The organism is Bradyrhizobium sp. 41S5 (genome assembly GCF_011516665.3).
Lineage (GTDB): Bacteria > Pseudomonadota > Alphaproteobacteria > Rhizobiales > Xanthobacteraceae > Bradyrhizobium > Bradyrhizobium quebecense.
Genome location: NZ_CP083721.1, coordinates 7777217 through 7790984, shown reverse-complemented (window position 1 = coordinate 7790984; position 13768 = coordinate 7777217). Strand labels below are relative to the sequence as shown.

The window sequence follows — 13768 nt, the reverse complement described above, 5'->3', positions numbered from 1 at the left end:
CCCCGACTCTTGCTGTGCGTCGCTGCACAGGTCGGCGTGCATAGGAACCGACATAGTCAGCACGAGTTTATTTTTCATTGTTTTGGGCTTTGGCAGGAGCCGTTGTGTCGAGATTGCAAACCCCGGCGACATGGCGTGGCGAGAACACCGAACGTCTCTTCATCGGCAGTAGCGAGCTTGCCGGGTTGCTCCGGAATCTTGATTGGGCAGGCACATCGTTAGGGCCGCCCGAGGCATGGCCGGAGAGCCTCAAGACCGCGGTACGCATCATGCTCACCTCGCAGCAGCCGATCTGGATCGGTTGGGGTGACGAACTGACCTTCCTCTACAACGATCCCTACAAATCGATCATCGGCGGCAAGCATCCGCGCGCGCTCGGCGAGCCGACCCGCGTGGTCTGGCACGAGATCTGGGATGACATTGCGCCGCTCCTCACCAAGGCGATGAGTGGGAGTGAGGGCACCTATGTCGAGGCCCAATTGCTGATCATGGAGCGCAACGGCTTCCCCGAAGAGACCTACTACACGTTCTCCTACAGCCCGATTCCCGATGCCGACGGTCTGCCCGCCGGAATCTTCTGCGCCAATACTGACGATACGCAGCGTGTCATCAGCGAACGCCAGCTCTCGCTCTTGCGCGAGCTTGCCAGTCGCGCGGCTGAGGCGCGAAGCGTCGGCGAGGCTTGCGAACGCAGCGCCGCGGCGCTTGCGACCGATCCGCAGGATTTGCCCTTTGCGATGATCTATCTGATCGATTCGCAGGAGCAGGTTGCGCGGCTGGCCGCAGCCAGCGGCATCGATCGGCATCATATCGGGGTGAAGTCGCAGCTGGCGCTCGACGGCAGCGAAGTGTGGCCGATCGCCGAGGCGCAGGCGAGCCGTGACGGCGCGCTGGTGCAGAACTTGAAAAGCCTGTTCGGTCTCGATTTTCCATCCGGTGGCTGGCGCCAGGCGCCGGGGCAGGCCGTCGTCCTTCCGGTACTTGCTGCCGGTGATGCAGTTGCCGGCTTCCTGATCGCGGGCCTCAATCCATTCCGCCTGTACGACGAACGCTACACGAGCTTTCTCGGATTAGTATCGGCGCAGATCGCCGCCGCAATCAACAATGCCCAGGCCTACGAGGAGGAGCGCCGCCGCGCCGAGGCGCTGGCCGAGATCGATCGCGCCAAGACCACCTTCTTCTCCAATGTCAGCCACGAATTCCGCACGCCGCTCACCTTGATGCTGAGCCCGCTGGAAGAGCTGTTGTCCGAGGGGGAGGGCCAACTGCTTCCCGCGCAGCGCTCGCTGGCCGACGTCGCTCACCGCAACGGACAGCGCTTGTTGAAGCTGGTCAACACCTTGCTCGACTTCGCGCGAATCGAGGCGGGCCGCGTCACCGCCAGCTTCGAGCCCGTCGACCTCGCGGGGCTGACGTCCGATCTCGCCTCGAACTTCCGCTCGGCGATCGAAAAGGCGGGTCTGCGCCTTGCGATCAAGACAGAGCCACTGCCGGAGCCCGTCTACGTCGATCGTGACATGTGGGAGAAGATCGTCCTCAATCTGCTGTCGAACGCGTTCAAGTTCACGTTCGACGGCGAGATCGCGGTCGCGGTCAAGGCCACGCCCGAGGGTGCCGAAGTCATCGTGAGCGATACCGGGACCGGCATTCCCGCATCGGCGCTGTCGCATGTGTTCGAGCGTTTCGAGCGCGTCGAGGGCGCGCGCGGCCGATCCTTCGAGGGCAGCGGCATCGGCCTTGCGCTGGTCCGTGAGCTGGTGAAGCAGCATGGCGGCCAAATTCGGGTCGAAAGCGAGGTCGATCGCGGCACCTCGTTCGCCATCACGCTTCCGTTCGGTACGGATCATCTCCCCGCCGATCAGGTCAACACGACCGCGCCGGCGCCCCGGAGCAGCGCCCGTGCACAGGCCTATCTGGACGAGGCGCTCGGATGGCTGCACGGCAGCGGCACTGCCGACCGGCCTGATCCATCCTCGCCGGAGGATCTTGGCGTCGCCGCGCCTACCCCCTCCGGACGCCGGCAGCGCATTCTGCTTGCGGACGACAATGCCGATATGCGCGAATATGTGCGGCGGCTGCTGGAGCCGTTCTACGATGTCGAGGCGGTCGAGGACGGAAGAGCCGCGCTGGAGGCGGCATGGCGACGTCGCCCCGATCTTGTGCTGAGCGACATCATGATGCCGCGGCTCGACGGCATCAGCCTTCTCAATGCGCTTCGCTCGGACAAGGACATGAAGGGTTTGCCCGTCATCTTCCTGTCGGCACGTGCCGGCGAAGAGGCCAAGGTCGAAGGCCTGCAAATCGGCGCCGATGACTATCTCGTCAAGCCGTTCAGCGCGCGCGAGCTGCTTGCGCGTGTTGCCGCCAATCTTGAGCTGTCGGCTACGCGGTCGGAGCGGGCGGTGCGCCTTGAAGAAGAGGCTCACGTGCTCGAGCTCCTGAACAAGGTAGGCAGCACGGTTGCGGGCGAGCTTAATCTCGATCGCGCGGTTGAGATCGTCACCGATGCGGCGACCGAATTGACCGGCGCAGCCTTTGGCTCGTTCTTCTACAATGTGATCGACGACAAGGGCGAGAGCTACATGCTCTACGCCCTGTCCGGCGTGCCGCGCGAGGCGTTCTCCCGGTTTCCGATGCCGCGCAACACGGCGGTGTTCGCGCCGACCTTCGGCGGCGAGGCGATCGTGCGGTCCGACGACATCCTGCAGGATCCGCGCTACGGCAAGAACGACCCGCATTACGGGATGCCGAAAGGGCATCTGCCGGTGCGCAGCTATCTCGCCGCACCCGTGGTGTCGCGTTCCGGCCAAGTGCTGGGAGGTCTGTTTTTCGGTCACCCGGAGCCTGGCATCTTCGGCGAGCGTGCAGAGCGGCTGCTCGCCGGCATTGCCGCGCAGGCCGCAACCGCGATCGACACTGCGCGGCTGTTCCAGGCCGCCGAGCGCGAGGTCTCCGAGCGGCGCCGTGCCGAAGCCGCATTGCAGACCCTCAACACCACGTTGGAGCAGCGGGTCGTGGAAGAGGTTCAGGAGCGCACCAAGGCCGAAGAGCAGTTGCGCCAGATCCAGAAGATGGAAGCCGTAGGTCAGCTGACTGGCGGCATCGCCCACGACTTCAATAACATGCTGGCCGTGATCCTCGCGGGCCTCAATCTGATCCAGCGCAAGCTTGCCAAGGGGGAAAACGACGTCGAGCGTTTCGTCGAAGCCGCCGTCGACGGCGCGCAGCGCGCCGCGGGCCTGACCCAGCGCCTGCTAGCGTTCTCCCGTCAGCAGCCGCTTGCGCCGGTGACGCTGGATGGCAACAAGATGATCTCCGGCATGGCCGACCTGTTGGCGCGCACGCTTGGCGAGACCATCAGTTTCGAGACCGTGCTGGCAGCGGGGCTGTGGCGGGTTCGCGCCGACCCCGGCCAGCTCGAAAACGCTATCCTCAACCTCTGCGTCAATGGCCGCGACGCGATGCCGGGCGGCGGCAAGCTCACGCTGGAGACCGCCAATGCCTATGTCGATGAGGCCGCGGCGAGGGCATATGCGATTCCGTCAGGCCAATACGTGATGACCGCGGTTGCCGATAACGGCAGCGGCATGAGCCAAGAGGTCATTGCCAAGGCATTCGACCCGTTCTTCACCACCAAGGGTGTCGGCAAGGGCACCGGTCTCGGGCTCAGCCAGGTCTATGGCTTCGTGCGCCAGTCCGGTGGCCACGTGAAGATCTACTCGGAGGTCGGGGTCGGCACGACCGTCAAGATCTATCTGCCGCGGCACCGGGGCGATGACGGTCCAGATCCTGTCAGGCGCGCACCGATCGCCTCGTATCGCGGCCAGAAGGACGAGGTCATTTTGGTGGTCGAGGATGAGGATCGCGTGCGCGGCCTCTCAGTCGAGGCGCTGCGCGAACTCGGTTACACCGTGGTCGACGCGGCCAGTCCTCACGAAGCCTTGCAACTGCTGGACGGCGGGCTTTCGGTGGCTTTGCTTTTCACCGACGTGGTCATGCCCAGCATGTCCGGCCACGAACTCGCCGTGCGGGCGCGAGAACGAATTCCAAGCCTCAAGTTGCTTTACACCACCGGCTACACGCGCAACGCAATTGTCCACAACGGGATCCTTGACCCCGGCACCAACCTTCTGCCGAAGCCGTTCTCGATCGATGAACTGGCGACCAAGGTTCGCGAGGTCCTTGACGGGATCTAGCGACCAATCCTGCGCTTCCTTGATGCTACTTGCGGGTGACGCGGACCGGCATCGTGCTGAGCGCCCGCAGGCCCGAGCTGTCGCGGAAGGCTGTCGGACCCGCAATGTCGAACTGCTTCACGCGGCTGGCGAGCGCTGCGATCACGGCCTCCGCCTCCAGCCGCGCCACCATCTGCCCGACACAGCCGTGGATGCCGACGCCGAAGCCCATGTGTCCGGACAGCCGCCGTCTGATGTCGAACTGGTCGGGATGCTCCCAGCGCGTCGCGTCGCGGTTGGCGGAGGCGAGCAGCAGCAGCACCTTCTCGTGCTTGCCGATCCGGACGCCCGCGATCTTGGTGTCATGCGGCGTGGTGCGGAACACGAACGGCGCCGGTGAATCGAAGCGCAGCGTCTCGTCGAACGCCGCGCGCGACAGCGACGGGTCGGCAGCGAGCAATGCCCATTGCTCCGGATGGCGCGCAAGCGTGTACAGCGCCATGCCGATCGCGCTGATCGTGGTGTCGAGACCGGCCGAGAGCAGCGAACGCACCAGCAGCGGAGCTTCCTCGGCGCTGACCTCGCCGGTGTCGGCCGCCTCGTAGACCTGCGCGCCAAAACTGCCCGGCCGCAGCGCCTCGCGCTGGCAGCGCGCCGCCACCCAGGGCAGCACGCGCGGCGCCTCTTTCATCAGGTCGCGAAAATAGTCGTTCTCGGGCCCGAAGCCGGCGAACACCATCGCGCCATAGGTCAGGAAGTTCTCGCGGCCCTCCTGATCGATGCCGAGCGCGTCGGGAAACACGCTGACCGGAAACACCTCCGCGATGTCCTTGATCGCATCGAACGATCCGCGCTCGACCAGCCCGTCGATCAGCCGCGTCGCCGTGGCCTTGAAATCATCCGCGAGCCGTCGCATCGCGCCGGGCGAGAGGATCCGCGCCAGCACTGCGCGGGTCCGCGTATGCAGCGGCGGATCGGCTTCCAGCACGATGCTCGGCGGCCGCCACGGCTTTTCCTTGAAGTGGTTCGCAAGCCCGGCGCCGCCGGCGTTGCTGAAATTGACATGGTCTCCGAAGATCGCCTTGACCTCGGCAAAGCGCGGCACGGCCCAGATGTCATATTTGGTCAGGCGAACGACCGGCGCCGCGGCACGCAGCGCCGCATAGGTGCCGTAGGGATCGGCCCGCGTCGCAGGGCTGAACGGATCGAAATCGCTGCGGAGAATTTCGCCGGCAGGCGGGCTACCAAGGGCGCTCATTGCATCCTCCCGTTTCATGATCAATTAATTGACCATAGTCAATTAACTAGGCTATGGCAAGAGGTGGCTACGTTTCGATTCCATCGGACCGGAAAAGGCTCTAAAGCGCGATGAGATCAGGTTGAATCGTCACCGCGCTTTAGCTCTTTGTTTAAGCATGATCTTTTCGGAAAACCGCTTCGCACTTTTCCGGATCATGCTTTAGGAGACGGCAATGTCGATCGAGGAGCGATCCAGCAAGGGTGCGCGGCGCTTTCAGCGCAGGGCGCGTCAGGAGGCCGACAAGGAGGCGCTGAAGGCGTTGATCCTCGAGACCGCGCGCAAGGAGTTCGCCGCCGGCACGCTCGAGACCGTCTCGATCCAGAAGATCGCCGACGCGATCGGCTATTCGAAGGGCACCGTCCTCAAATATTATCCGACCAAGCTGCTGCTGCTGCTCGCGGTGAAGCAGCAGAATCTCGAGGCGGTTGCCGAACAGCTCGAACGGGTCCGCGCGCAGACGGCCGACAGCGATGCGCGGCTGCGGCGGGTGATGGAAACCTATCTCGACTATTGGGCCGACAATCCCGATCACTTCCGTTCGCTGTTCTCGATGTCGGGCACGGTCGAGGACCGCCGTTTTCCCGACGGCGTCTATTTCGGGGAGACCGAGATCGCCCGCCGCAGCTACGAACTGTTCGTGATCTCGGTGCGGGAATTTCTCGCGGCACATGACGCCGAGCCGGCGTCCGGCCTGCCGCCGCGGCTGGCGACTGCGCTGCTTGCGGCCGTGCACGGCGTGGTCGCGCTCACGCTCGGCACGCCGACCATGAAACTGCCCGACATGCGCGGCACCGGCCGTCTGCTCATCGCAAGCCTGATCGATGCCTGGACGAGCAAGCTTGCCGCCGCGCGGAAAGGCGAGAGCTGGCCGCGGGTCTCGATCGGCACCTTTGCCTGACGGAATGGTATCCGAAGGTACACGCCGACGCGGCATGCGCGCTGCGAAGTGGAATCGCCTGCCTCCGCCTGCTAAGCGCGGCCGATGGACAAGACGCAACGCGACAGGTCGATCGGCTTTCTCTGCCTGGTGGTGACGGCCTTCGGCTGGGCCCTGAACTGGCCGCTGATGAAGCTGTTGCTACAGCAATGGCCGCCGCTGTTCGCCCGCGGGCTGGCCGGGACCTGCGGGGCGGTGATCCTGGGCACGCTGGCGCTGGCCCGCGGCCAGTGGCTCGCCGTGCCGCGCGAGGCGGTCCCGCGGCTGTTGTTTGCCTCCTTCACCAATGTCTTCGCCTGGATGGGCTTTGGCACCATCGCGATGAAATTCGTCGCGGTCGGCGAGGGGGCACTTCTCGCCTACACGATGCCGATCTGGGCGATGCTCTTCGCCTGGCCGGTGCTGCACAGCCGCCCGACGCTGCGGGATCTGGCGGCGCTGGTGCTCGGCGTCGCCGGGGTTGCGCTCCTGCTCGGCGGCAACGGCTTTGCGTTCAGCGCCGGCAAGCTCACCGGCATCGCGCTTGCGCTCGCCTGTGCCATCCTGTTCGCGCTCGGCAATGTACTGAACCGCAAGCCGCTGCCGATGCCGCCGCTCGCGGTGGTCGCCTGGCAGGTTGGCATCGGCTGTCTGGTGATGCTGCTGCTCGGCGTTCTGTTCGAGCACCCGAATTATGCCGCGATCACGCCGTTCGCCCTCGGCTGCTTTGCCTATATGACGCTGATGCCGATGGGCATCTGCTATCTCACCTGGTTCGAGACGCTGCGCCGCCTGCCGCCGACATCGGCGTCGACCGGCATGCTGCTGGTGCCGGTCATCGGCGTGATTTCGGCCGCGATCATCCTCGGCGAGCCGCTGGGCCTGCGTGAGATCGGCGCGATGGCGTTGACGCTTGGCGGCGTGACACTGGCGCTGCAGCGGGCGTGAGGCCGCCCAAGGAACCGACGTTCGCGGGACGCGTTCTCCTGAAAAGGGAGCTTGGCCATGCGCAAGGCGATCGCGCGGCTTGATGCGGAGCAGAAGGCGCAGCTGCTTTATCTCGCAGATCTCGGCACGGCGATGTTCACCTCGGCGTTGGTGGTCTGCACGCTGAAAGCGGTCGTGGACCTCTTCGTCGCCGGCTGAACCGCCGCATCAGCGCCAACGCGCCGTCATTCCTCTTGCGGCGCGTCCGCTTGGGTGTGCCCATCCGGCCCCCGGTTGAACAGCCCATACTCACTCGACTTTACGCCGGCCCCTGCATCGACGCCGTTGCCGGCGGCCAGGCCAAGCCTGAGCAACTCGCGTACCGCCGCGGCACGGGTCGGCATTCGGTACTTGAAGCGGAAATCGTCGAGGGCCGATAATTCTTCGGGTGAAAGCATGACTTGAAGACGTTCAGCGCGAAGCTCATTCATCGCAAATCGCCCAGAATTAGTTAGTTGAGTAATTTGCTAAACGAACCAAGTCGCGGCGGGTTCCGCAGATTGAGATAAAGACGTCGATTGAGTAAGTTTATCAAATAAAATCAATAGCTTACAAGAAATAATCAGGGAACGTTTCGGCTGGCTTGCCCGTTATGTTGCGGGAGTGATGCCATGACCAACCACGTCAAGCTGCCCCGAAAGCTATCCGAGGAGCCGGAAGCCCCTGAACCGCGGCGTCCGAGCCACGCGCAGGTCATCGATCAACTGGACCGCTGGGCCAATAGTCCCGGTCTGCAACCGCCAAAGGTGAGTGATGCAGAAGACGATTCAGAAGCGGAAGCGATCTGAGCCCCATACGTTCGAGCAGCGGCTCGAAGAGCATCGCTTGCGGCTTGAGGGTCGGCTCGCGCAACTGCCGAGCGGCGCCGAACGCGAGCAAATTGCCGCGCGGATCGAGCAGCTGCGGACCGCCTTCGAGCTGAACGCGATGCTGTCGATGAGCGAATGAGCCGACACCCGGCACGGCGGGACGCCCACTTGCTCCCGCCGCTGCGCTCGCCTACCATCCCTGCGTTGATGGGGATGGAGTCCCCCGATAACCGCCGCAAGGCTGATGACTCCTACCGGGCGCGCCAGCGTCGGTAGGAGCATGCGCCACCGCCGGTCCGCAGCGCGCCCCGCGAATGAGAAAGGGGCAGAGCATGACGGGTCTTCCTGGTTCACTCTCAATCGCATTATCGCTGGTCGGGTCGATCCAGCTCTTCGGTGTCGTCGCCCTGCTGGTCGGCGCCCCCGGGCGAGCTGGTCGCCGTGGCCTTCGTTGTTGGGCTTGTGACAGGCGTCGCCGAGTGGCGGGGCGGAAAGGCAGAATCTTGAACGTTCAGTTGTTGGCGGCGGTCGCGATCGGCGGTTCGCTGGGGTCGGTCGCGCGCTATCTGGTGGCGATCGGCGCGGGGCGCCTGGTCGGCACCGGATTTCCATGGGGCACGCTGGTAATCAATATCGTGGGCTCGTTCCTGATCGGCGTCTTTGCGGAGTCCTTCGCGCTGACCTGGAATGTCAGCCAGGCGCTGCGGGTGTTTCTCACCGTGGGCATCTGCGGCGGGTTCACCACCTTCTCCACCTTTTCGCTCGATGCGATCGTGCTGATGCAGCGGGGCGAGCTATGGCCGGCCGCTGCCTACATCGCGGCCTCCGTTGCGCTCTCGATCCTCGCGCTGTTCGCCGGCCTGCTGCTGGTGCGGGCGTTCGCGGCTTGATCGGTGGAACGACCGCCGGCGTGCGGGTTCGTCGTCCGGTTTGCCTGCGGACCGTCCAAAAAAGTGAAGGGCTGGCGGTATCCTCTGCCGCCGGAATCCTTGGCGCGCCCGGGGCCAGCCGGTAGGATGGAACCCGGATCGTGGTCAGGGACCAAGGAAAGACTGGGGAATGAAGCATGTCGACGTCGCGGTGATTGCTGCCACGCTATGGCTGCTGGCGTCGATGGTGCTGGACATCCTGACGCCGAAGTCGATCACCGCGCTGATGATCGCCGCCGCGCTCGCCCCGCCGTTCCTGATCGGGATCGGCATCCATTTCGCACGCGAATATTTCAAGGCCAAGCGCAGCTACCGGCCGCCGCAGTGGGACGAACGCTTCAGGAACTAGAGCGTTTTCGAGCGAAGTGGCCGCCGGTTCGCGTCAAGAAAACGCGTCAAAACTGGAAGCCGGAGTCCCCGTTCCGATTCAATCGGAACGGAAGGGCTCTGGCGGGGCAGGGCTGCAAGAAGGGCTGCACCTGCTGCATTGAACTGCGCACATGGCTTGCTAAGGTTGCGCCATGACCGAGCATCTTCCCGATACGATCAGCCGCCTCTACACCGACCCAGGCGAATATGTCGACAGCGACCATCCCGCCGTCGAGGCGTTCGCCCGCGCCGCCGTGGCGGCCGACGCCGGCACCCGCGACATAGCGAGCCGGCTCTACACCGCGGTGCGCGACGGCATCCGCTACAACCCCTATGTCAGCATGCGCTCGCCCGAGAGCTACCGGGCCTCCAGCGTGCTCGCCGCCGGCAATGGCTACTGCGTCGGCAAGGCGGCGCTCTATGCCGCGGCCTGCCGGGTCCATGGCATCCCGGCCCGGGTCGGCTTCGCCGATGTCCGCAACCATCTCACCACCGAGAAGCTGCGCCAGAGCATGGGCTCGGACCTGTTCACCTGGCACGGCTTCACCGAAGTGTTCGTTGACGGCGCCTGGCGCAAGGCGACGCCGACCTTCAACGACACGCTGTGCGCCAAGCTCGGCGTCCAGCCGCTCGATTTCGACGGTCACTCGGATGCGCTGCTGCACCCCTTCGACGGCGCGGGGCGCGCCTACATGCAATACGTCAACGACCACGGCACCTATCACGACGTCCCCGCCAAATTCCTGATGCGCGAGATGGCGCGCGAATACGCCAACATGCAGGGCGAGGACATGTCCGGCCGCGACATGGAGCGCGAGGCGGCGGAGCAATAGCGCGAGCGCGCTGCGAACGTGGTGCGCTGACGGAAGCCGTCCTGGGTGAACGTGCGCCGGCTGAGGGGGCGGTGTCATGGATGCGGAGCTGCCGAAAGGTCAGGTCGGCCGCCCGGCCCCGGGCTGGGAGGACGCGGTCGCGCTGACCGGCTTCATCCTGGTCGCGGTCGGGCAGGCCTCCAATCAGGTGCTGGCGCGCGGCCTCGCCGGCTCGGTGCCGCCGTTCTCGCTGGCCTTCTTCCGCTGGAGCATCATCGCCATCGGCCTTGCGCCGTTCGCGATCGCGGCGATCCGGGACGGCAAGATCCCGCTGGCGCAGAACTTTTGGCCGATCCTCGCCGCGGGCTTCCTCGGCATGTTCCTGTGCGGCGGCCCGGTCTACATCGCCGGCATCACCACCACCGCGATCCATATCGCACTGATTTTCGCGCTGTCGCCGATCATGGTGCTGTTGATCTCGGCCGCGCTCGGCATCGAGCATATCGGTCCGCTGCAATGGCTCGGCACGGCGCTGGCGCTCGCCGGTGCGCTTTTGATCGTCTCTGGCGGCCATCTGGAAACGCTGACGCAATCGAGCGCGGCCTGGGGCGATCTGCTGGTGGTGTGCGCGATGCTCGGCTGGTCCGGCTATACGCTGGTGCAATCGCGCGTCGTGCCGCGCGCCTCGCTGCTGGCGCGGGTCAGCCTGTTCTCGGCCGCCGGCGCGCTGTGTTCGCTGCCGCCGGCGCTCCAGGAGATGTGGACGACGCCGGCTGCGGTCTTCAACGCCCGGGCGTTCGAGGCCTATGTGTTCGCCGGCCTGGTCCCGGGCTTGATCGCCTATGCCGGCTTCGCCTGGCTCGGCGCAAGGTTCGGCTCGGTACGGACGTCGCTGGTGCTCTACGTCGCGCCGATCGCAAGCGCACTGTTGTCCTGGATCATTCTCGGCGAGCCGCCGAAGCTGATCCATCTGGTTGGCGGCTTGCTGATCCTCGGCGGCGTCTGGGCGAGCCTGCGCAAATAGATCCAGCTCCTTCCGGGGTGCAACCTTTTCCAGCCTCGTGCGTTAAATCCAGCGTTGATTCAAGAACTTAGTCGGAGGTCGTATGAATCTCACTCCCCAGCAGCGCAAGGTTCGTAACGAGCAGCGTCAGCAAGACGCGTCGCAGGCGATGAAGGAGCACCTCGCCCACGAGAAGGCGTTCTACAGCAACTTCCACCGCCTCAAGGCCGAGCGGCAGGCGCGTGAAGCCGCGGAATCACGGAAGCCATCCGCTACAAAATAGGCGCCGAGAGCCACACCAACCATCGGATGTCCCGGACCGAGAAGGAGCGGAGGCGAGGGGGCGCGCGCGAGCGAGTTCGCCGGAGTGACGCGATGAAATCTCCAGGCTTATGGAGGACCTCAGATGTATTTTGCCGATAAGAAAACGGTCACTTGCAAATGCGGCGAGCCCTTGAGCGAATTGATGCTCGTCGACGACCAGACGACTGGAATCAAGTTTCATGTCGGTCGTTGCCTGTCCTGCCGTGAAGTGACGGTGGTTCGATCCCAGGACATGCCATCAAGCGATAATGCCTGATGCAGGCAGTCCTCTCGCTTGGCGGAAGGACTGCTCCTTCAGCGCCGGGCTTCGATTGCGACGGCTGAGCGACAGGCCGGCTGACGCATCGTTCGCGGCACAGCCGAAAAAAGAGCAGGGCGCGACCGGCATCACCACGGTCGCGCCCTACGTCGCCGGTCAATGGGGCAGGGGGAATAACCGGCTCTTCCAATGACTCGCGGACCCCCGGACTCGTTCCGCGCGAACCAAAATTTTTTCGTACACGGTTAAGTGATGGCTGGACGCGAGAACCCCACAGGTTTCGCTCGCGTTGTGTCTGTGATCGCCAACGGGAATTTCCATGGGGCGAGGGACATCACCATGTCAAAGATTCAAAAGGGAATTTTCGCTGCGTTGGCGGCTGGATTGACGCTTGGCGCGGTCCAGCTGGCGTCTGGCCATGATCTCATTGGCGGACAGCAGGTCACAACCCAATTGGCGCCGGAGAGCGCGGTCAATCGCGCCGCCAAGACCGATCGTGCCGCGGTTCCGATGACCGGCCTGCCGAGCCGGACCGTCGCGCTGAAGGTTGATCGACTTCCCGATACGTCGGTCCTGGTCCGTGTTCCCGTGGCGCGGGAAGAGGCCCGCAATCACCCCGCAGCGCCGGCGCGGGCGCGGCCCGGCGACACCCGCAAGGTGGCTTGCGAGCCCGTGGTCAGCGTCCTGACCGAAGTGGCCAAGCTGCTGCAGCCCGGCCGCTGCGTGACCTGAGCACCCCTTGAACATTGTCCTCGTTCGGCTTGTTCGGGCGATCCCGTATTCCAGAGACAGTTGTCGTTGGCCGATGGGCCGCGGCGTATTCGATCGGCCGCCGGAGCCTGTCATCGGGCGCGCATTCGCGCGACCCGGTGGCTGGCGATGACAACAGCGCTTGTTGGTGTGGTGGCGGACCGGGAGGGCTATTCCTCTTGGTCCGGCTCGCTGTTCCCGGCGGCGCTGCGGCTTGCCATCAGCCCGAGCGCGAGACCGCCGACCGCGAGGATCGGGATCAGCCGCTTCACGCCGATGGCTCGCACGATCTGCAGGCCGGTGGCGATCAGTGCGGGGTCGGCGAGCATTGTCGCCGCGGCCGATTTCGCGGCCTTGGCCGCTTTCTCCGCGCGGAGGCGCATCTCTCGCTTGCGCGCCATGTAAACGGCAATCGCGATCATCGTAACGACGAGGAACACCGCGGCGCCGGCCAGGCATGCCTCCACCGGACCATAGTGCTGCAGCACATAGACGAAGGCGGCCGCGCACAGGAAGGCGATGGTGATGAACAACGCGATCGCGGCGGCGGCCGCGAGCGACGTCAGCCGCAGCGCGCTGCCAGTGGATTGCTTGACGTCATCGATCAGCCGCTGAAACATTGACCAGCCCTGCCCTGAAAAGTTTTGCTTTGAACCTTGCCTTGAAAAGCGCATCGACAAACGAGGTGGCGGCGCGCCAGCGCCGCCATCGCGTCCAGAACGGTGGCTTGTGCATGACCTAGCGCCGCCAGGTGACGCCGATCAAAAAGCCGAGGCCGAGCGCAAGGCCGACGGTCGCGAGCGGCCGCTGCGTGATCACCTCTTCCAGCGATTCCTCGATCGAGGACGCCGCATCCTGCGCCGCGCCCATCATCGCGCTGCCGCGCTCCGACATGTCGTCGAGCGTCGATTCCGCGTTGGCGCGCACATCCTTGTAGCGGTTGCGGGCCTGCTTGCCTGCATTGTTGGCAAACGAGTTGAGCGCGTCGGTGATCTGTTCGGTGAGGGCTGCGATATCGTTCTTCACGGCAGTGACATCCTTTTCGAGGCGTTCGTAGGTCGCTTTGTCGGTCATGTTCCTGATCCCAAATGCGCTGTCCGTGCTCGACATCGAAAGCTCCCGGAGAAAGTGTGTG

Annotated in this window: 17 protein-coding genes and 1 riboswitch; of the genes, 13 read left to right on the top strand and 4 right to left on the bottom strand. The window is 64.8% G+C overall.

The features are described from left to right. The first annotated feature begins 104 nt into the window (after positions 1 to 104). The gene (locus HAP47_RS37345) at positions 105 to 4196 is read left to right on the top strand and encodes an ATP-binding protein (RefSeq protein WP_173643728.1); all 4092 of its coding nucleotides are present in this window, start codon (positions 105 to 107) and stop codon (positions 4194 to 4196) included. Between the two features lie 25 nt (positions 4197 to 4221). Here HAP47_RS37345 and HAP47_RS37340 read toward each other — a convergent pair whose 3' ends face one another. Further along, complete coding sequence (locus tag HAP47_RS37340; protein ID WP_173643729.1) at positions 4222 to 5433, bottom strand: cytochrome P450; 1212 nt, start codon at positions 5431 to 5433, stop codon at positions 4222 to 4224. Positions 5434 to 5647: 214 nt separating this feature from the next. Between HAP47_RS37340 and HAP47_RS37335 the strand changes: the two genes are divergently transcribed. The 3 genes from HAP47_RS37335 to HAP47_RS37325 all read left to right on the top strand — a co-directional run bounded on the left by HAP47_RS37335 (position 5648) and on the right by HAP47_RS37325 (position 7537). Next, positions 5648 to 6373, top strand: coding sequence for a TetR/AcrR family transcriptional regulator (locus tag HAP47_RS37335; RefSeq protein WP_173643730.1), 726 nt, complete (start codon positions 5648 to 5650; stop codon positions 6371 to 6373). 84 nt (positions 6374 to 6457) lie between these two features. Then, positions 6458 to 7339, top strand: coding sequence for a DMT family transporter (locus HAP47_RS37330; protein ID WP_173643731.1), 882 nt, complete (start codon positions 6458 to 6460; stop codon positions 7337 to 7339). Positions 7340 to 7396: 57 nt separating this feature from the next. After that, entirely contained in the window at positions 7397 to 7537 is a 141-nt protein-coding gene (locus tag HAP47_RS37325) for a hypothetical protein (RefSeq protein WP_173643732.1), read from the top strand. Between the two features lie 26 nt (positions 7538 to 7563). On the opposite strand, the gene HAP47_RS37320 is transcribed toward HAP47_RS37325, so the two are convergent. Next, positions 7564 to 7809, bottom strand: a complete 246-nt coding sequence (locus HAP47_RS37320) for a hypothetical protein (protein WP_173643733.1) — start codon at positions 7807 to 7809, stop codon at positions 7564 to 7566. 180 nt (positions 7810 to 7989) lie between these two features. Here HAP47_RS37320 and HAP47_RS37315 point away from each other — a divergent pair, with 180 nt between their 5' ends. The 9 genes from HAP47_RS37315 (at position 7990) to HAP47_RS37280 (ending at position 12615) form a co-directional block, all read left to right on the top strand. After that, entirely contained in the window at positions 7990 to 8166 is a 177-nt protein-coding gene (locus tag HAP47_RS37315; protein WP_173643734.1) for a hypothetical protein, read from the top strand. A 37-nt stretch (positions 8167 to 8203) separates the two neighbouring features. Beyond that, the gene (locus tag HAP47_RS41455) at positions 8204 to 8326 is read left to right on the top strand and encodes a hypothetical protein (RefSeq protein ID WP_256459670.1); all 123 of its coding nucleotides are present in this window, start codon (positions 8204 to 8206) and stop codon (positions 8324 to 8326) included. A 61-nt stretch (positions 8327 to 8387) separates the two neighbouring features. After that, positions 8388 to 8448: riboswitch (Fluoride riboswitch) on the top strand. Positions 8449 to 8690: 242 nt separating this feature from the next. Beyond that, entirely contained in the window at positions 8691 to 9077 is a 387-nt protein-coding gene (gene crcB, locus HAP47_RS37310; RefSeq protein WP_173643735.1) for a fluoride efflux transporter CrcB, read from the top strand. Positions 9078 to 9246: 169 nt separating this feature from the next. Next, positions 9247 to 9465, top strand: a complete 219-nt coding sequence (locus tag HAP47_RS37305; protein ID WP_173643736.1) for a hypothetical protein — start codon at positions 9247 to 9249, stop codon at positions 9463 to 9465. Positions 9466 to 9637: 172 nt separating this feature from the next. Beyond that, positions 9638 to 10318 (top strand): transglutaminase-like domain-containing protein, encoded by a 681-nt coding sequence (locus HAP47_RS37300; RefSeq protein WP_173643737.1) that lies wholly within the window; start codon positions 9638 to 9640, stop codon positions 10316 to 10318. A gap of 76 nt (positions 10319 to 10394) precedes the next feature. Next, complete coding sequence (locus HAP47_RS37295) at positions 10395 to 11321, top strand: DMT family transporter (RefSeq protein ID WP_173643738.1); 927 nt, start codon at positions 10395 to 10397, stop codon at positions 11319 to 11321. 82 nt (positions 11322 to 11403) lie between these two features. Then, positions 11404 to 11583 (top strand): hypothetical protein, encoded by a 180-nt coding sequence (locus HAP47_RS37290; RefSeq protein WP_173643739.1) that lies wholly within the window; start codon positions 11404 to 11406, stop codon positions 11581 to 11583. Between the two features lie 123 nt (positions 11584 to 11706). After that, a complete protein-coding gene (locus HAP47_RS37285) occupies positions 11707 to 11880 on the top strand; it encodes a hypothetical protein (protein ID WP_173643740.1) in 174 nt (57 codons plus the stop codon). 342 nt (positions 11881 to 12222) lie between these two features. After that, positions 12223 to 12615: a hypothetical protein gene (locus HAP47_RS37280; RefSeq protein WP_173643741.1), complete on the top strand. Its 393-nt coding sequence runs from the start codon at positions 12223 to 12225 to the stop codon at positions 12613 to 12615. Between the two features lie 188 nt (positions 12616 to 12803). Here HAP47_RS37280 and HAP47_RS37275 read toward each other — a convergent pair whose 3' ends face one another. Further along, positions 12804 to 13253, bottom strand: coding sequence for a hypothetical protein (locus HAP47_RS37275; RefSeq protein ID WP_173643742.1), 450 nt, complete (start codon positions 13251 to 13253; stop codon positions 12804 to 12806). Positions 13254 to 13371: 118 nt separating this feature from the next. Beyond that, entirely contained in the window at positions 13372 to 13743 is a 372-nt protein-coding gene (locus HAP47_RS37270; RefSeq protein WP_173643743.1) for a DUF883 family protein, read from the bottom strand. Between the last annotated feature and the right edge of the window lie 25 nt (positions 13744 to 13768).